The sequence below is a fragment of the Ectobacillus panaciterrae DSM 19096 genome, from assembly GCF_000430785.1.
Taxonomy (GTDB): domain Bacteria; phylum Bacillota; class Bacilli; order Bacillales; family Bacillaceae_G; genus Ectobacillus; species Ectobacillus panaciterrae.
Genome location: NZ_AUMR01000014.1, coordinates 69,796 through 88,317, shown reverse-complemented (window position 1 = coordinate 88,317; position 18,522 = coordinate 69,796). Strand labels below are relative to the sequence as shown.

Annotated in this window: 15 protein-coding genes and 1 pseudogene; 6 read left to right on the top strand and 10 right to left on the bottom strand. The window is 41.9% G+C overall.

Translation table 11 applies throughout. From position 1 onward, the window contains the following. Positions 1-61 precede the first annotated feature (61 nt). Complete coding sequence (gene recX, locus H540_RS0105915) at positions 62-874, bottom strand: recombination regulator RecX (protein WP_028399850.1); 813 nt, start codon at positions 872-874, stop codon at positions 62-64. 77 nt (positions 875-951) lie between these two features. Between recX and H540_RS0105910 the strand changes: the two genes are divergently transcribed. The 4 genes from H540_RS0105910 to H540_RS31820 all read left to right on the top strand — a co-directional run bounded on the left by H540_RS0105910 (position 952) and on the right by H540_RS31820 (position 3,981). Then, positions 952-1,845, top strand: a complete 894-nt coding sequence (locus H540_RS0105910; protein ID WP_028399849.1) for a TIGR01777 family oxidoreductase — start codon at positions 952-954, stop codon at positions 1,843-1,845. A gap of 14 nt (positions 1,846-1,859) precedes the next feature. Continuing rightward, entirely contained in the window at positions 1,860-2,990 is a 1,131-nt protein-coding gene (locus H540_RS0105905) for an amidohydrolase (protein ID WP_028399848.1), read from the top strand. A 243-nt stretch (positions 2,991-3,233) separates the two neighbouring features. Then, positions 3,234-3,794 (top strand): GNAT family N-acetyltransferase, encoded by a 561-nt coding sequence (locus H540_RS0105900; RefSeq protein ID WP_028399847.1) that lies wholly within the window; start codon positions 3,234-3,236, stop codon positions 3,792-3,794. Between the two features lie 64 nt (positions 3,795-3,858). After that, complete coding sequence (locus tag H540_RS31820; protein WP_081415029.1) at positions 3,859-3,981, top strand: YfhE family protein; 123 nt, start codon at positions 3,859-3,861, stop codon at positions 3,979-3,981. 614 nt (positions 3,982-4,595) lie between these two features. Here H540_RS31820 and H540_RS0105885 read toward each other — a convergent pair. From H540_RS0105885 to H540_RS0105860, 6 genes are all read right to left on the bottom strand, one after another. Further along, complete coding sequence (locus H540_RS0105885; RefSeq protein ID WP_028399845.1) at positions 4,596-5,744, bottom strand: diglucosyl diacylglycerol synthase; 1,149 nt, start codon at positions 5,742-5,744, stop codon at positions 4,596-4,598. A 403-nt stretch (positions 5,745-6,147) separates the two neighbouring features. Continuing rightward, the gene (gene pflA, locus H540_RS0105880; RefSeq protein ID WP_028399844.1) at positions 6,148-6,876 is read right to left on the bottom strand and encodes a pyruvate formate-lyase-activating protein; all 729 of its coding nucleotides are present in this window, start codon (positions 6,874-6,876) and stop codon (positions 6,148-6,150) included. A 58-nt stretch (positions 6,877-6,934) separates the two neighbouring features. Continuing rightward, the gene (pflB, locus tag H540_RS0105875; RefSeq protein WP_028399843.1) at positions 6,935-9,184 is read right to left on the bottom strand and encodes a formate C-acetyltransferase; all 2,250 of its coding nucleotides are present in this window, start codon (positions 9,182-9,184) and stop codon (positions 6,935-6,937) included. Between the two features lie 322 nt (positions 9,185-9,506). After that, on the bottom strand, positions 9,507-10,535 hold the full coding sequence (locus H540_RS31330; RefSeq protein ID WP_051317005.1) for an N-acetylmuramoyl-L-alanine amidase: 1,029 nt from the start codon (positions 10,533-10,535) through the stop codon (positions 9,507-9,509). A 267-nt stretch (positions 10,536-10,802) separates the two neighbouring features. Further along, the gene (locus tag H540_RS0105865; protein WP_028399842.1) at positions 10,803-11,000 is read right to left on the bottom strand and encodes a hypothetical protein; all 198 of its coding nucleotides are present in this window, start codon (positions 10,998-11,000) and stop codon (positions 10,803-10,805) included. 20 nt (positions 11,001-11,020) lie between these two features. Then, the gene (locus tag H540_RS0105860) at positions 11,021-11,416 is read right to left on the bottom strand and encodes a hypothetical protein (RefSeq protein WP_028399841.1); all 396 of its coding nucleotides are present in this window, start codon (positions 11,414-11,416) and stop codon (positions 11,021-11,023) included. A 176-nt stretch (positions 11,417-11,592) separates the two neighbouring features. On the opposite strand from H540_RS0105860, the pseudogene pyk reads away from it, so the two are divergent. Further along, positions 11,593-13,002, top strand: a pseudogene (pyk, locus tag H540_RS0105855) (pyruvate kinase); the annotation flags it as partial. 47 nt (positions 13,003-13,049) lie between these two features. Here the strand turns inward: pyk and cstA are convergent. The 3 genes from cstA to H540_RS29060 all read right to left on the bottom strand — a co-directional run bounded on the left by cstA (position 13,050) and on the right by H540_RS29060 (position 17,462). Further along, entirely contained in the window at positions 13,050-14,852 is a 1,803-nt protein-coding gene (gene cstA, locus H540_RS0105850; RefSeq protein ID WP_034670439.1) for a carbon starvation protein CstA, read from the bottom strand. A gap of 127 nt (positions 14,853-14,979) precedes the next feature. Continuing rightward, on the bottom strand, positions 14,980-15,720 hold the full coding sequence (locus H540_RS0105845) for a LytR/AlgR family response regulator transcription factor (RefSeq protein ID WP_028399838.1): 741 nt from the start codon (positions 15,718-15,720) through the stop codon (positions 14,980-14,982). Between the two features lie 11 nt (positions 15,721-15,731). Next, complete coding sequence (locus H540_RS29060; RefSeq protein ID WP_081415028.1) at positions 15,732-17,462, bottom strand: sensor histidine kinase; 1,731 nt, start codon at positions 17,460-17,462, stop codon at positions 15,732-15,734. Between the two features lie 112 nt (positions 17,463-17,574). Between H540_RS29060 and glsA the strand changes: the two genes are divergently transcribed. Further along, a complete protein-coding gene (gene glsA, locus H540_RS0105835; protein ID WP_028399837.1) occupies positions 17,575-18,504 on the top strand; it encodes a glutaminase A in 930 nt (309 codons plus the stop codon). Positions 18,505-18,522 lie beyond the last annotated feature (18 nt).

The window sequence follows — 18,522 nt, the reverse complement described above, 5'->3', positions numbered from 1 at the left end:
ACATTGTCTTTTATAATAATTGCTTCTTCATAAGTTTACTACAGCTAAGGTTAAATTAAACTTATTCTTCCTCGCGAAGCTCATTGATTACTCTTTCAATCAACTCCATGCTGAACCCTTTTCGATACAGACTTTGCTTCATCTTCATCGCATACGTCCAGTTGTCATGCTTTTTATATTTTTCATGATATTTTTGCCCTTGGTACAGAACTGCTTCCCATTCTTCATCCGATTCGTTTTCTATTTTCACTTCCTGAAGGGTTATTGCGATGACAGAAGATGTGTACCCTTTGCGTACGAGCATCTCCTCCAGCTTTTTCTTCATTTGCACAGCTGATATATTTTTATACGTTTTCCCCTTCTTCTCACATAATTCCACAGCATTTCTAATTTGCTTCTCGAATGGATATTCATGTAAACTGTTTATGATTACATCTTCCGCTATGCCTTTTGCGGATAATTCGCGGCGAATAACTTGAGGCCCTTTTCGCCCTACATTGCTTTGTGTACGGACATATGCGAATGCATATTCCCTGTCATTGATATTGCCCTCTTGCAAGAGCTTGGAAACCGCTTCAGCTATAATAGCCGAACCGACTTCCTTTTTGCGCAAATAGTCCTCTACTTCTTGCCTTGTACGCATTTGGTAGGATAAATAGGAAACAGCCTGCAAATAAGCTTTACGCACCTCTTCATCATACAGAATAGAAGCCAGCTCCAGCTCGTCTATTTCCATCCCTTTTCTGAGTCCGTACTTAGCCAGCGTATACTCGTCTACACTAAAACCGTACTCTTCGCCTAAGCTTTTATCTATATATACGTTATAACGTTCCTTTGATTGCTTTTGCACTTGAATTTTCGTAATGATAGCCATATTTTTTCACCTCACTTTTATTGTAACGTATCTCAAATTGCTTTTCATTTCATATATATAGTAAGGAGGAATCTTCATTGAAAATTGCGATTTCCGGAGGCACCGGTTTTATCGGGCAATCTTTATGTACACATCTTGCTAGCAAAGGACATACTATATATGTATTAACACGGAGCAGCAAACCATCCGTTCAACCTAATATTGAATATATAAAATGGAGTGCCGATGAAACTGTATTCCCGATTCCTTCCATTGATGCTTTTATTAATTTGGGTGGAGAATCCATTAGCAGCGGCCGCTGGACCGAAAAGAAAAAAACACAAATCATTGAAAGCCGTGTTTTCACCACGCAAGGTATACTTCGTCAGCTTTCTGCACTTCCTAAATATCCAAAAACGTTCATTAATGCAAGCGCAATTGGTTATTACGGTACTTCGCTTACCCATACTTTCACAGAACATGATACAAGAAATGGCGAGGACTTTCTGGCAGCAACAGTCATGCGTTGGGAGAATGAAGCAAAAAAGGCAAAGGACCTTGGCATGCGTACCGTGCTGACTCGTTTCGGCATTGTGCTTGGCGAAGGCGGCGCTTTGCCGAAAATGACGCTTCCATATCAGTTTTTTGCCGGCGGTACGTTAGGATCAGGACAGCAATGGGTTTCATGGGTGCATATAGATGACGTTTCTAAGATGATTGCATTCGCTTTAGAAAATGAACAAATCGAAGGTCCGCTTAATATTACTGCACCTCATCCAGTTAGAATGAAAGAATTCGGAAAAACAATTGCAAAAGTGCTGCACAAGCCGCATTGGATTCCAGCTCCATCCTTTGCATTAAAACTCGCGCTCGGCGAAATGAGCACGCTCGTTCTAGAAGGACAAAAGGTACTTCCAGAAAAAGCACTGCACAATGGATACGTTCATTCTTATGATAATCTTGAAAAAGCATTAACAACTATCTTGACGTAGCTAAGGGGTTTACAATGAAGATTTTATTTAAGCAAGCCACTATTTATCCAATTACAGCTTCCAAGCTGCAAGGAGATTTACTGGTAGACACCGGAAAAATCCAAGCCATTTTGCCTGTTATCGAGCCTAATGAAGATATGCAGGTCATTGATGCACGCGGTCTTCATCTTCTTCCCGGCTTCATTGACGTGCATACGCATCTTGGTTTATACGATGAAGGAACAGGCTGGGCTGGAAACGATGCAAACGAAACAGCTGAAGTACTGACTCCCCACATTCGTTCGATGGATGGGATTCATCCTTTAGATATCGCATTTCAAGATGCTGTTCAAAGCGGCATTACAACCGCACATGTGATGCCGGGAAGTCAGAATGTAATTGGAGGAACGACGTGTGTAATAAAAACAGCCGGGAAAAGCGTTGATGCTATGATGATTCAAGAACCGGCCGGACTCAAAATCGCACTCGGTGAAAATCCTAAGCGCATCCATAGTCACGGCAACAAAGAGTCTATTACGCGCATGGGAATTATGGGAATGCTGCGAGAAGCATTCTATGAAGCAAAACAGAACGGAAACGAAGCAGACTTTAGAACGAGGCCTATTATTCAAGCATTGAATAGAGAGATTCCCGTACGCATTCACGCTCACCGTGCTGATGACATTCTTTCAGCGGTGCGCTTTGCCGAAGAATTTCATCTTGATTTGCGAATTGAGCATTGTACGGAAGGGCATCTTATCGCAGAGGAATTGACGGGACGAAACCTGAAGGTATGCGTCGGACCGACGTTAACCCGAAAATCAAAGATAGAACTGAAGAACAAGACGTGGAAAACATATGAAACTCTAGTACACCATGGTGTAGAAGTTTCTATTACAACCGATCATCCATATACACCTATTCAATATTTAAATGTGTGTGCTGCAATCGCTGTCCGAGAAGGTTTGGATGAACAAACAGCACTCGAAGGCATAACGATAAATCCTGCAAAAAACCTGAAGCTTGCAGGTCGAATCGGCAGCTTAGAGAGAGGAAAAGATGCCGATCTTGTGCTCTGGACGCACCATCCATTTCACTACCTGGCAAAGCCGGTTTTAACCATGATAGACGGAAAAATTATTTACAGAAAAATAACAAAAAACTAGTTTCCTTTTTTAACAAGATGAAGTATCATACGAATATAAATGAATGAAACCATGATCAATTTGTATCGTATTTAATTATCTCAAATTGACCGATGGGGAAGGCAAATGGTGCGCCACCAGCAAGATAGACTGGTTCTAGTGGGTTCGATTCCCACCCCGAAATTTTTTTGTGAGCTCTATTAAAAAATTTCGAGGGTGGGTTTGCTTTGCCAGCATTCTGCCCTCATGCGAGGAGGATATAGAATGTTGAAAAAACGCGACCTGCAAGAATGCCATGTTCTATATGACATGATGGTGCACCCAGATGTCTTCCCTTTTGTACGTCAGAAAGCATCTTCCTACGAGGAGTTTCTGTTCCTAACGAAGCAAACGATTGAGGCGGAAGAGCGCGGAGAACTGATTTCAAGAACGATTTTGGATGAATGGGGCAATGCCATCGGTACCATTACTTTATTTGACGTGACGGAAAATGCCGGATTTTTAGGAACATGGCTCGGTAAACCGTACCATGGGCAAGGCTACAACAAGCCCGCAAAGGATGCCTTTTTCCATGAAGTATTCTATGAACTTAACATTGAAACGATTTTTATGCGCATTCGCAAATTAAATGTAAGGTCTATTAAGGCTGCAGAAAAACTTCCTTACGTAACGCTTGCAAACGAAACAAGAAAATCTGTTTACGATCAAATCAATACGCAAGGCGAAGTATACAATCTGTATGAAATTTCAAAAGACCTCTATACGCTTTATACATTGCGTGAAGGCGGCTTCCACGATACAACGCATCAGTTAAAAGAAGCATAAACGTATATCTCTTAGAAGCATTGGAAAACCTAGGTAATAATTCCGATGCCAGAGGTGATATAATATGGATAAGAAAAAACGCGAAAAGTCTAGAAACAGACTATCAGCAACACAAGAAGTTCTTTATCAAAAAGAATTTAAAAAAGCGGACCGTGCAGCAGGCTATAAACCAGGCGGAATTTATTAAACCCGTTCTCTTTTCCTGTCTGTTAGGAACGATTCCTTATGTATAACCTAACAAAAAAGACTCCTTTTTCTAAAAAAGGAGTCTTTTTTGTTAGCTACGAATTTATAAACTTCTACAGCAATACTTTCCTTTGTTTACACACCACCATGCTCGTTTCTTATGCCGAATCTCTAAATTAGATTCATATAAAACTGAGCACGGGCGGTTTTTCTTATTGTGTACAAGTTATTCACAATTTTTCTACAATTGTGAATAACTCTGCTAACCTTATCAACAGCACGGACAAGCTGTAACGCATTTTGTTCATGATTTTGTGGATATCATTCACTAAACCTGTGGATGATGTGGATTATTTTGTTAATATTTTAAGAATACAGTAAATTGCAAGCGCTTTAACTGTGGGTATCTCAAAAAAAAAGCGGAACCTTCGAGGTGCTGCCGGTGAAGCTGAACATCAAGAAAGGCTCTGGAAGTACCACACACACAAACGTGCTGCTTGTTCATAGCAGCTTTCCTTGCATTTCCCGCTTGCTCATGCCTTATCCACATATTAACACCTACGCCAACAAAAAAAACCATCCCCATTATCCACAAGATGGATTAGGGGATGGTTATCAAGTTACCGGCTGAAGCAGCGCACGCGGGTGCACTTGTATTGCATTTTCTTCTAGTATTGTATCTACAATATGAAATGCAGCATGCGGATGATACATTTTCTTCATAGACTCTCTCATTTGCTGAAGCTTCTTATCATTTTGCAGCAGCGCTTTCGTTTTCAAAAAGACATCTTCTTCCTGACGTACGACAACAGCGGCACCTTTTCTTTCAAAATATAAGGCATTTTCATTTTCTTGCCCAGGCACAGGTTTGTAAAGGATAACCGGAACCTGTAAAGCTACTACTTCACTTAACGTAATGCCGCCTGGCTTTGTAATCATACATGTTGTAATACGGAACAGCTCGTCAATATTTTCCACATACCCAAACACTTTAAGAGCATCTGATTGTTGATGAAGCTCTTGCAGTTCTTCCTTCAGCATCTTGTTTTTTCCGCAGACAACTGCAATCTGCAGCTCAGGAATCGTCATAAACAGCTGACACAGTTCTTTCACATCTCCTAATACACCGTGTGCGCCTGCTACTATAAGCAGCGTTTTTTTAGATGAGCACAGTCCGTACTTGGCATGTAAAGATTCCGAAGTAACTGAACTCTCAAAGTTTTGCCGGATGGGTATTCCTGTGACAGTAACATGATTGCGCGGAATCCCTATTTCCTCTATTAGTTCCTTGATATGGTCAGTGGCTACGAAATATCGATCTACCTCGCGATGCACCCAAATTTTATGCAGGCAAAAATCTGTCAGCACATTATAAACCGGAATGGAAAAGCCTGTTTGCTTTTTTAGTTCCGGTACTGCAATAATCGGGAATGTATTAATGACAAGATCCGGCTTTTCTATTTGCAAAATAGATTTCAGCCGTTTCCTTCCAAAGTTTGCATACCACACTGCAATTTTTTTATCATATATCTTTTCTACCCCGTAATAGAACAAACGGTATAGCTCTTTCCCTATTGTATAGCTCTTTAAATATAGATATTTCGTAATATCAGTAAGAACCGGATGTGATTCAGCAAATAAATCGCATACAATTACATTTTCGATTCCTCTTTGACGAAACGTCTGCTCAAGTGTTTTTGCAACTTGCACATGTCCATTTCCATAATGTGCCGTTAAAATTAACACTCTGGGGTTTTTAATCAAACAAATCCACTCCTAGCTTTTCGGTCTTCAACATCGTTACGGCAACGAAATTAAAAACAGCATCTTAAAATTTTCATGTGCCCTTTCAGCCCTTGTTCAAGCTGATTGCGTATCTGTCGTGGATATGCAAAACATATATTGGACCCCTTAATCCGATTATCATCATATTTTATCATTATACGTTTCCCAATGTTCTTTAGCAATAACTAGGCAGGCTCTACCTTCATCATACTCACTGTATTATTTCTTAATTCTTGTAAATGAGTATTTTTCCCTTTACATTTCTGTAAATTCCTTTAAAACATTTCTTTACAAAAAATGCATGCCACCATTAGTATACTCTTTTCTCTTCTTCCTCTCTACCCCTTGTTTCACGCATAAAAAAACCCAATTCAGGATTGAATTAGGCTTTTACGAGTATGTTTTTAGCAAATTGCACACTTTCCTCCGTCGGCGGCTCAATTCCTTCTAACGGATACTTCAATCCGAGAGCTTCCCATTTATATACGCCAAGCTTATGATAAGGAAGAATTTCTACTTTCTCTACGTTCTCCAGCAAATCGATAAAAGAGGCTAAATCCCTCAAATCTTTTTCTCCATCTGTAATTCCAGGTACGAGTACGTGTCTAATCCAAACAGGCTTTTTCTTATCTGATAAGTAACGAGCAAATGAGAGAATATGCTCATTTGTCTTACCTGTCAGCTTGCGATGTTTTTTAGAATTGATGTGTTTAATATCTAGCAGCACCAAATCTGTATACTCCATCAACTCCGATAGCTTCCTTTGAAATTCTTCATCTTCTGAATAACAGCCGCCGGAAGAATCAATAGTTGTATGAATACCAAGTTTTTTACATTCTTTAAAAAGCGCCAGTACAAAATCGATCTGTAAAAGAGGCTCGCCGCCGCTTACTGTAATTCCGCCGCCGGAGGCTTCCATGAAAGGTAAATAGCATTTCACATCCTCCATAATATCTTCTGGCGTTACTTCCTTACCTTGACCAATCGCCCATGTATCGGCATTATGGCAATATTGGCAGCGAAGCAGGCAGCCTTGTGTAAAAACAATATAACGAATGCCGGGACCATCTACAGTTCCGCAAGATTCTATGGAATGAATGCGACCTTTCATTGCTAGCTCCTCCTTCTGAAAAAGGCAATCTCCCTAAAGTTAGGGAGACTACAATCTCTTACATGCTTTCGTGCATAGTGCGGTTGATTACATCAATCTGCTGCTCACGTGTCAGTTTAATGAAGTTTACTGCATAACCGGATACACGGATCGTAAGCTGCGGATACTTTTCTGGATGCTCCATCGCATCGAGCAATGTTTCGCGGTTAAACACATTTATATTTAAATGATGTCCTTCTTTCACTGCGTAGCCGTCCAGCATGGATACAAGGTTCCTCACTTGTGTTTCTTCTTCTTTACCCAATGCTTTTGGAATTACAGAGAACGTGTTGGAAATACCATCTAATGCATGTTTATAAGGTAATTTTGCAACAGATAACAAGGATGCAAGCGCACCTTTCGTGTCACGGCCGTGCATTGGGTTTGCCCCCGGTGCGAACGGCTCGCCTGCACGTCGTCCATCTGGTGTATTTCCTGTTTTCTTCCCGTACACAACGTTGGATGTAATAGTTAAAATAGACATTGTATGAATAGAATCTCGATATGTTTTATGCTTGCGCAGCTTTTTCATGAAGCGTTCTACAAGCTCTACCGCTAGTGCATCTACGCGATCATCGTTATTTCCGTATTTCGGGAAGTCTCCTTCAATTTCAAAATCGACTGCAACCCCATTTTCATCACGAACTGGTTTTACTTTTGCATATTTGATAGCGCTTAAGGAATCCGCCACAACGGATAAACCTGCAATGCCCGTTGCCATTGTGCGGATGATTTCCGTATCATGAAGCGCCATTTCAATTCTTTCATAGCTGTATCTATCGTGCATATAATGAATAATATTTAATGTCTGAATGTATAATCCAGCTAGCCATTCCATCGTCATATCGAACTTTTGCATTACTTCCTCATAATCCAATACTTCAGATGTAATCGGTGCAAATACAGGACCGATCTGCTCTTTTGATTTCTCATCTTTTCCGCCATTAATCGCGTAAAGAAGTGTTTTCGCAAGGTTTGCACGCGCACCGAAGAATTGCATTTGCTTACCAATTCTCATTGCAGATACACAGCATGCGATACCATAATCATCGCCATACTCCGGACGCATGATGTCGTCGTTTTCATATTGAATCGCAGATGTTTTAATAGACATCTTCGCACAATAGTTTTTGAAACCTTCCGGTAATTGCTTCGACCAAAGAACTGTTAAGTTTGGCTCTGGAGCTGGTCCTAAATTATCTAATGTATGAAGGAAACGGAATGAGTTTTTCGTTACAAGCGGACGGCCATCAAGTGCTATACCGCCAATGGATTCCGTTACCCAAGTTGGGTCTCCTGAGAATAGCTCGTTATAATCTGGTGTTCTAGCGAATTTCACAAGACGAAGCTTCATAATAAAATGATCGACAATCTCTTGTGCTTCTTCTTCTGTCAATGTTCCGTTTTGCAAATCGCGTTCAACGTAAATATCTAAGAATGTAGAAGTGCGGCCTAAGCTCATCGCTGCACCGTTTTGCTCTTTAACAGCTGCAAGGTAGGCAAAGTATAACCATTGAAACGCTTCGCGGGCGTTTGTTGCCGGCTTAGAAATATCGAAGCCGTAAGAGGCAGCCATTGCTTTTAGCTCTGCCAATGCACGGATTTGCTCTGAAATTTCTTCGCGAAGGCGGATAACTTCTTCACTCATTACTGTGCTTGTTGCTTTTAAATCTTGCTTTTTATCTTCAATTAATCGATTTATTCCGTATAATGCAACGCGGCGATAGTCACCAATGATGCGTCCGCGTCCGTATGCATCAGGAAGACCAGTAATAACACCGGATTTACGTGCCGCTTTCATTTCATCCGTATATGCATCAAACACACCTTGATTGTGCGTTTTGCGCCAATCGCGGAAAATACGGCTTATTTCTTTGCTTACTTGAAAGCCATACGCTTCGCATGATTGCTCTGCCATGCGCACACCGCCAAACGGCTGTAAGGATCGTTTAAACGGCTTATCTGTTTGAAAACCAACAACCGTTTCTAAGTCTTTATTCAAATATCCGGGACCATGAGAAGTGATTGCAGATACAATTTCTGTATCCATGTCGAGAACGCCGCCATTTTCACGCTCTTGATATGTAAGCTCCATTACTTGCTCCCAAAGCTTATTTGTAGCTTCTGTAGCTCCGGCTAAAAACTTGTCATTTCCAGTATAAACATTCACATTACTTAAAATAAAATCGCGAACATTCGTTTCTCTCTTCCAGGTTTCCCCTTTAAAGCTTTGCCAAGCATCTACATTTTTTTCAAGAACTTGCGCCATTCCAATCTCCTCCATTCAATTAATGAAATAACACTATTGGTATAACAGGTCTGTAATAAGCATACTACCAATTTGTGAAGAGTGGCACAAACACATGTGGCACATTTGTGAAATGTTGAGCAAATTAATATGCACATAATGGAAACTAAATACAACTTGCTATCCTAGCGGGTGATGATGCATCTCTTTATTCTCTGTCTGCCATGCTTTTTATGTATAAGTAACACGCTTCTTAAAAACTGAGAAAGGAAAGAATGGAGAGACGCGGAATTTTATTCTTATCTTTCAAAAAAGTGTACCGATATCGGTACACTTTTGGGTATTACTTTGCCCGAAATCTAACATATTTCGAACTAGCACTAATCCACTCATTTCCGCCTACGTTATACCAGCCGTCTTGTTCATAGAACACCTTATATGTTTCTCCCTTACTTACTGTTTTAATTACCGTGCCGTTCAAGCTTGGCTGAGATCGTACATTTAAGGCATATGCCAAAATAGTAGCTGTTCCTATTCCATCATTTAAGCTACTAGAAGGAGCTGTTGTGTGAAATATATCTCCGTCTGGAACGAAGCGTACATAATTTGCATTCGCACTGATCCACTCATTTCCTCCAACATTATACCACCCGTTTTGCTCATAAAATACTTGATATGCCTCTCCTTGATTCACCGTTTTTAGAATAGAACCGCTTAAGCTCGGCTCGGAACGTACATGTAAAGCGTTCGCCAAAATGAATGCAGTACCTGTAACGCTACTTGCACCGCCAGACGGCGCTGAAAAATTGCTTGATTTTGTATATTCCAACACCACGTCACGCACTAAATCCTCAAAGGTTCTTCCCGTTAAACGAAGTGCCGTTGAAGGATCCTCTCGTCTTGTTGGATCAAGCTCTTCATGTCCTGCAATGCTTGTCGCAGGGTCCAGTCCAAAACGGTAACAAATATAAGCGAGCACCCATACATAGCGTTTATATGCTTCTTCATTGTCAATTGATCCGTCTGTTGAAAAGCAAAGTTCCACACTGACTGCGGAATCGTTGGCATCTGCACCGAATCGGTCATTATCGTATGGCACATTGTAGCGCACATGCCATGCCTTCTCCGGCGATCCTGTCAAAACCGGGATACATTCCAATATTTCTCTATCATCTACAAATAGATGCGCCGATGCGCTCAAGTCATTGCGTGAGCTTTCATAATACCGCACATTTTGTGCCGCTGTTGAATTTTCATTTCCTGTGTCATGGGCAACGATGAACACCACATCATTCATCGCAACTCCAGACCGTCTTAAACTCGGTGCCGTTAAATACCGAAGAGTTACAGTATATTTCATGTTGAAGCTCATCAAAAATTCCTCCTTTAAATTTTTTCCCATACTCCAAGAAAAACGCTAAGGGACAAAATCGACTTATTTCACAAGGGCAACAGCTTCTCCGCACCTTACAATAGAGAATCACTATAGAAATAAAGAGAATTCATATAAATGGGTAAAAAAAGAAAAGAAGTTTCTTTTATAAAGATAACTTCCTTTAAAAAACGTATATACAAAACGACAACAACGGTGCAGATTTTGAGACAAAATAGAATCTTGATGCCTGCTTGTCTCCTTCTTTTAACTGAACAATCTCACATACGAAATAACAGGGATGCGGACCATCACATCCTCTGGCGAACCGTAAGACGGAACACCGGATGTACGAACTACTGCCATATCATCTGTAACCGCAAGTAAAATGCCGTTCACTACTTCTACTGCTGTTACAAGCTGAACAAGCGACCCTACATGAGTGCGCAATTCATCACGAAACATATTTCCTGCTCCCTTCTTCTTTAAACTTCACGAACTGATATAATGCTGTTAAATGGCAGCATTACCGCTAGCGTTTCTTGTAAGGTTAAATAGTCTTCACCGACAAAGACAATGACTCCCGATAATGTTCCCGCTGTTGTTATAATCTCTACTTCCTGATTCAGTAACTCTTCAGCAATTCCTTTAAACGAAGACTGACTGCATTCTTTTAAAATGAAGCATATGAGCTCTTGAAATTCTTCGGATACGAGAATCTCCTGAACGGCTTGCTTCATATTTAATTGGATAAACGCTGCAAGTTCATCAGAAGATAATAATTTCTTGAGCGCAGGCTGTAAAATTTTCTTATAGAACTTGAGCAATTGACACTCCACAATAGTCGCAAGTGTCTTCCAATACTTCTTCAAAAAAAACATAATGACTCTCTCTCCTGTCAATCTGTTGATAGCATGGACTAATCCACTTTATCAATGTATACAGCTAGAACTAGCCCGGTGTAGGATTAAAGACACATTATTATAAAAATGGTTGCTTGTCCTATGCATGAAGAGCCTGCAGAATCCTCAATCTAATACGGATAGGAGGGAAAGCAATGCGTAAAACAAAAATCGTCTGTACAATCGGACCGGCAAGCGAGAGCTTAGAAAAGCTCACTCAATTGATGGAAGCAGGCATGAACGTAGCACGTTTGAATTTTTCACACGGCACACACGAAGAGCACCAAGTTCGCATTAACACGATACGGGAAGCAGCCAAACAAACAGAAAAAACAATTGCAATCTTGCTCGATATTAAAGGGCCGAAAATTCGCACGCATGAATTTGAAGGCGGACAAGCGGAATTAAAGGACGGAGCAATGGTCACAGTCACGATGCAAAAAGTGCTGGGAACAGCAGAACGCTTTTCCATTACATATGAAGGACTGTATGATGATGTAGAAGCCGGAGCTCATCTTCTCATTGATGATGGATTAATGGAGCTTGAAGTAGTAGAAAAAACGAACCAGGAATTAAAAACAAAGGTCATCCATGGCGGTATTATTAAAGATCACAAAGGAGTAAACGTTCCAAACGTAAAAATACGCCTGCCCGGGGTAACAGAAAAGGACTTGCAGGATATTGTATTTGGAATTGGACAAGGCGTCGATTATATTGCGGCATCATTCGTTCGAAAAGCAGCTGACGTACTGGAAGTAAAAGAAATTTTGTCTCAGCATAACGCAAAGCATATTGGAGTTATTCCTAAGATTGAAAACCAAGAAGGCATTGATAATATCGATGAAATTTTGGAAGCCGCAGACGGACTCATGGTAGCGCGCGGCGACATGGGAATTGAAGTAGCAGCAGAGGAAGTGCCTCTTGTACAAAAAATGCTCATTAAAAAATGCAATTCTGCTGGAAAACCGGTCATCACTGCGACACAAATGCTCGATTCCATGCAGCGAAACCCTCGTCCGACCCGCGCGGAAGCATCCGACGTAGCGAATGCCGTCTTTGACGGAACAGATGCAATTATGCTTTCTGGTGAAACAGCTGCCGGTCTTTATCCGATTGAATCTGTACAGACCATGCACCGGATTGCCGCTCGCGTTGAACAATCTTTAAAATACGAAGAGCTGCAGAAGGAGCGAATACGGCAACAAAAGCTACAAATTACAGAGGTGATCGGACAATCTGCTGCTTATGCGGCGCTCGCTTTGGATGTAAAAGCCATCTTAGCTCCAACTGAAAGCGGCTATACGGCAAAAATGATTTCCAAATACCGTCCAAAGACACCTGTTATTGCGGTCACATTCAATGATTGCGTGCACCGTCAGCTCGCTCTTGTCTGGGGCGTGCAGCCTCTGTTAGCAGAGAAAAGCAGCTCTACGGACGAAATGCTGAAACAAGCGGTACAAACAGCTGAAGAAGCTGCTCTTATAGCTAAAGGGGATCTTATCATTATTACAGCCGGAATTCCGGTCGGCGAAATAGGGACAACGAATCTGATGAAAGTGCATGTTACCGAATAAAAGAAACAGACGGCATTTTGCCGTCTGCTTTCACTTGATTATGCTGTTTTTGTATGTTTTCTATCTAACGTATATCTTGGACTATTCCAAAGCTCTACCCATTTCTTGAGAGCCGTAATCATAATGATGATGCCAAGCACAAGCATAGTAATGGAGAGCACTCCATTTAATACGTTATATCCTTTAGAAGCTGTATTCAAGTACACATTCGCAATCATCCAGTATCCTGCATAGTTTACTGTTACATATAAGTAAGCCAGCGGGATAAAGCACGTGAAGGCATAAATGCGTTTATCTGCCACCTTCAAGATTACAGTCGCACCGATAATCAAACCGATGGACGCCATCAATTGATTGGATACCCCGAACAGTGCCCATACAGAGCTGATGTCTCCTGAGAACAGCAAGTATCCCCAGATGAAGCACGCCAAAGCGCTGGCAAAAATAGACCCCGGTACCCAATCCACTCGTTTAAGAGGTTTATAAAATTCCCCGAAGAAATCTTGAATAATATAACGTGCAACACGAGTTCCTGCATCAATTGCTGTTAAGATGAAAACTGCTTCGAACATGATGACGAATTGGAAGAAGAAAGATGCAAGTTTTTCAAACCAAGGAATGGCCGTAAAGACATACGTCATACCAACCGCAAGTGTTACCGCACCGCCCGTTCTTCCTTCTAGGTTCAAACCGATTTCTTTGCTTAGCTCCGGAAGATGCTGTACTGACATGCCAAGAGTTTTAAATACTTCCGGTGTAGAATTGATCGCAAAATAATCTCCTGGATGTAAAGCTGTTGCGGCAATTAAGGCCATAACCCCTACTAAAGATTCTACTAACATAGCACCGAAGCCGACTACTTTGATATCGCTCCAGCGGTCAAGCATCTTAGGCGTTGTACCAGAGCCTACGAATGCATGGAATCCTGAAATCGCGCCGCAGGCAATTGTGATAGAAATAAATGGCCAAACCGGACCTGCTAAAATCGGGCCGCCGCCGTTTATAAATTTCGTCACTGCCGGGAACGGAATTCCCGGATTCACTACGAATATGCCGATAATAAGAGCGATAAATACGCCGATTTTCATGAAACTGCTCAAATAATCGCGCGGTGCAAGCAATAGCCAAACCGGAAGCGCTGCCGCAAAGAAAGCGTATACCGGCAAGATAATCGCTAATGTTTTTATATCGAATGTCAGCCATTCGCCAAGCACTGTATTTTGAATGTACGGACCTGAAAACACCGCGGCCATCACAAGAATAAATCCTACTGTTGTGGCACCTTTTAAATTTCCTGTTTTCTTATGATATAATCCCACGCCCATCGCAATTGGAATCGTGCTTCCTACTGCGAATGTACCCCAAGGATTGTTTTCCAAAGCATGTAAGACAACCATTGAAAGACCGGCCATTGTAATTGTAATAATGAATAACATCGCAAGGCCTGTACAGAAGCCCGCCACCGGACCAAGCTCTTCTTTCGCAACTTCAGATAAAGATTGCCCATTTTTACGCATTGATGCAAATAACACTACCGCATCATGAACGGCACCCCCGATAACAGCACCGATTAACAGCCATAAAAGTCCTGGCAAATACCCGAACTGTGCCGCAAGAATCGGACCGACAAGAGGTCCTGCTGCCGCAATCGCAGCAAAATGGTGCCCGAACGCCACCCATTTGTTAGTAGGCACATAATCCTTGCCATCCTCCATTTCATGAGCTGGAGTCGGCTTGGAATCATCAAGCTTCAATACTTTCACTGCCATAAAAGTTCCATATAAACGATAAGCGATCATAAGAATGCACATTGAACCAATAACCATTGTAATCGCATTCATTTTATTGCGCCCTCCCATTCGTCTTCTTATGGCTTTATCATACAAAATGAAAGCGCTTTTACATCATTTTCATAGTGAATAGCAAAATAAGGAGGATGAACCGCAATAGCCAGGCTTTAGAATGCAATTATAATCCAAGTAAATTCTTCAGTTCTTTCGTATACGTGCGGCTTACCGGCACCTTGGAACCGTCTTTCATCATAATATTATATGTGGCGTTGAACCATGGCTGGACTTCAGTGATATGATTTACATTGATCAGAAATGCTCGATGCACACGCATAAACATATTTGAAGGGAGCTTTTTTTCCAATAGAGTAAGCGTATCTCCTGTTCTGTACTCTGCTTCCAGTGTTTTAATGACAGTTCGTCCTTCCCCTGCCCCGACAAACACGATATATTCCACATCTATCAGCAAGATGCGGTCCTCTATGGCAATCGCAAGCTTTCCTGTACGCGATGCTTGGCTGACTTCTGCAGCAGGAACGGCCCCTCTTTCTCCAATTTGCTTGATATTCGCAATTTTCTCCAAAGTTTGTTGAATGCGCTCCTCATCAAACGGCTTCAATACATAATCAACGGCATTCAATTCAAATGCCCGCAGCGCATACTCATCATATGCAGTCGCAAACACAATAGCAGGCGCATCTTTTAACCCTTTCAGTTTCTCTGCTATATCAAGGCCGCTATCCTCAGAAAGCTGAATATCCAAAAAAATAAGATCAGGATTTACAAGTGGGATTTGCTGAATAGCATCTTCTGCACAATCTGCTTCCCCTACAATCTCTACTTGTTTGCTGCGCCGAAGCAAATACTTTAATTCATCACGTGCTAAAGGCTCATCATCTACTACAAATACTTTTAACATATAAGTCCCCTTTACTTAACAATTCTGAATGAAACCTCTGTGCCCTGAGGGCAGCTGCGAATATGAAATTGCGCCTCTTTGCCGTATAAGCCCTTTAAACGTTCGCGTATATTATATAAAGCAGTTCCGGTACCGTGTTCAGAGGAAACTACTGCAGTCCCAAGCGAAGCTAATCGTTCCGGCGGGATGCCGTTTCCGTTATCTTCTACCCGTATATACACATACTTATCATCCGAGTTGATATAGATATGGACCTTTCCTTGCTTTTTTTCCTTTTGAAACGCATGACGAATCGCATTTTCTACAAGCGGCTGCAGAGTAAACGGCGGAATCATAACCATGTCTATCCCGGATTCAATATGAAATTCCACCTTATACTTATTGGGAAAGCGGGCTTGCTCGAGCGATAAATAAGCTTGGACATGCTCCAGCTCTTTTTCAATCGGAATCAGCATTTGCCTTGCCCCCTGCAGATTGCTGCGGAAGAATACACTTAGCTGCAGCAGCAGCTTTCTCGCCTTTTCCGCATCTGTCCGGCACAGCACAGAAATCGTGTTAATGGCGTTAAACAAGAAATGCGGATTGATCTGTGCTTGCAGCGCTTTAATTTCTGCATCCTTCAAGAGCTTCGTTTGCTGCTCTGCCTCCGCAAGCTCCAGCTGTGTAGAAAACAGCCGGGCCAAGCCCTCTGCAAGCTCCTGTTCTACTTTATCCAAGCGATTAGCATGCTGAAAGTATAATTTTAGCGTTCCCACTGTTTTTTCATGTACCTTTAAAGGCAATACAACCGCAGCATGAAGCGGGCAGTTTGCATCAAAACAGTTAATATCTTCTTTCTTTTTGGCTGTAATAATTTCTCCTGTCTCAAGCACGGTTTTCGTCAGTTTAGTAGCCGGGCTTTGAAACGGAATGTGATGATCTGATGCCCCTCCTACATGCGCTAGCACGTGTTCGCTATCTGTAATCGCAACCGCATCCGCTTCTGTCAGACGATGGATTACAACAGCAGCCGCTTTGCATGATTGCGGATTCAAACCCTGTCGAAAGTGAGGAAGCGTTTGATCGGCAATCAACAGCGCCTTGTATGTTTGTAATGCTCTTGTTTTTTCTTCTTCCCGCAAAATTGATTGAATGATAATCATAAAAATGAAATTTCCGAGACCATTAATCAAAATCATCGGAACAGCAATTGTACTCACTAAATCTAAGGCTAAATCAAACGGTTTGGTGACGAGTAAAATAATGACCATTTGTAAAGCTTCCATCATCATACCGACACCGACTGCGAGCCACGGCGAAATCATACCGTTTCTCCTATATTTCTTGCCTATCCATCCGGCAGCAAGCCCTGCCAAAACAGAAGATATAGCACACGCTCCTGCAGTAAAACCGCCCAATGCATAACGATGCCCGCCTGCGATTATACCTACCCCAAGCCCTACAACAGGACCTCCAAGCAAGCCGCCGATTCCCACGCCCATGATGCGTGTATTCGCGATAGCATTTGTCGGTTCTATTCCCATCAGCCAACTCTGATTTACAATTTCTCCCCGATAGATTTCAATCCCCGTATAGTTGCTGATAATGCCAAACAAGCCAAAAATGCCAGTCAGAACGATTTTTTCTTTCCAGCTATGCTCATTTTGCACAATACGCCTAAAGGATTTGAGGCGAGACAAAAGAAAAGCAACAATGACAAGGACACCGACGCGCTCAATCATAAGAGGCAATAAACTAAACATATGTTTTCCATCCTTTTCTCAAGCTTCCCTTCCATCTTAGCACAAACTGCTTTGTACTTTAGAAGAAATAGGGTATTTTATTAGTATAACGAAATGAAGAGGTGTACGAATGATACAATGCATGGAACTCAACAATTTGCCGGACTTGCTTGAACAAGTGAAACCCTGTACAAACGAAGGAAAAGTAGCGACATACATACCGGCACTCGGAGAAGCGAATGCAAATGATATAGGCATCGCGATTTATGATAAAGAACACCATTATATTTCCGCAGGCAATACTGAAGTTAACTTTACTTTGCAAAGCATTTCGAAGGTCATCACGCTGGCGCTCGCATTGATGGACCGCGGAACAGATTATGTATTTTCCAAAGTCGGCATGGAGCCGACTGGAGATCCTTTTAACTCTATCATTAAGCTGGAAACATCAAATCCGTCCAAACCTCTTAATCCGATGATTAACGCCGGCGCGTTAGCTGTCACAAGCATGATTGCCGGGGAAGAAAACGAGGAAAAAATGGCGCGTATTTTACATTTTGTACGAGACCTTGCTGCGAATCCGAAAATCCAATATTCTGCCGAAGTTGCGATTTCTGAACTTGAAACCGCTCATCTGAACCGCTCTCTCTGTTATTACATGAAACAAAACGGTATTATCGACGGTGATGTGGAAGAACTGATGGATTTATATACAAAGCAATGCTCCATTCAAGTAAATTGCATTGATTTGGCGCGCATCGGACTTGTTTTTGCAATGGATGGATTCGATCCCTATACAAAAGAACAAATCATTCCGCCAAACGTCGCAAAAATTTGCAAAACCTTTATGGTGACATGCGGCATGTACAATGCTTCAGGCGAGTTCGCTATTCGTGTCGGCATTCCTGCAAAGAGCGGTGTTGCGGGCGGTATTCTTGCCTGCGTGAAAGGCCAGGTGGGAATCGGGATTTACGGTCCGGCACTGGACAACAAAGGAAACAGTGTAGCTGGATTGAAGCTGATGGAGCTCCTTTCTATGCAGGAAAATTGGAGCATGTTTTAAAGTTTTGGGCAAGCTGTC

Coding starts and splice junctions, on each gene's coding strand:
- recX (WP_028399850.1), bottom strand. CDS start 874: ATGGCTATCATTACGAAAATTCAAGTGCAAAAGCAATCAAAGGAACGT.
- H540_RS0105905 (WP_028399848.1), top strand. CDS start 1,860: ATGAAGATTTTATTTAAGCAAGCCACTATTTATCCAATTACAGCTTCC.
- H540_RS0105900 (WP_028399847.1), top strand. CDS start 3,234: ATGTTGAAAAAACGCGACCTGCAAGAATGCCATGTTCTATATGACATG.
- H540_RS31820 (WP_081415029.1), top strand. CDS start 3,859: ATGGATAAGAAAAAACGCGAAAAGTCTAGAAACAGACTATCAGCAACA.
- pflA (WP_028399844.1), bottom strand. CDS start 6,876: ATGAAAGGTCGCATTCATTCCATAGAATCTTGCGGAACTGTAGATGGT.
- pflB (WP_028399843.1), bottom strand. CDS start 9,184: ATGGCGCAAGTTCTTGAAAAAAATGTAGATGCTTGGCAAAGCTTTAAA.
- H540_RS31330 (WP_051317005.1), bottom strand. CDS start 10,535: ATGAGCTTCAACATGAAATATACTGTAACTCTTCGGTATTTAACGGCA.
- H540_RS0105865 (WP_028399842.1), bottom strand. CDS start 11,000: ATGTTTCGTGATGAATTGCGCACTCATGTAGGGTCGCTTGTTCAGCTT.
- H540_RS0105860 (WP_028399841.1), bottom strand. CDS start 11,416: ATGTTTTTTTTGAAGAAGTATTGGAAGACACTTGCGACTATTGTGGAG.
- cstA (WP_034670439.1), bottom strand. CDS start 14,852: ATGAATGCGATTACAATGGTTATTGGTTCAATGTGCATTCTTATGATC.
- H540_RS0105845 (WP_028399838.1), bottom strand. CDS start 15,720: ATGTTAAAAGTATTTGTAGTAGATGATGAGCCTTTAGCACGTGATGAA.
- H540_RS29060 (WP_081415028.1), bottom strand. CDS start 17,462: ATGTTTAGTTTATTGCCTCTTATGATTGAGCGCGTCGGTGTCCTTGTC.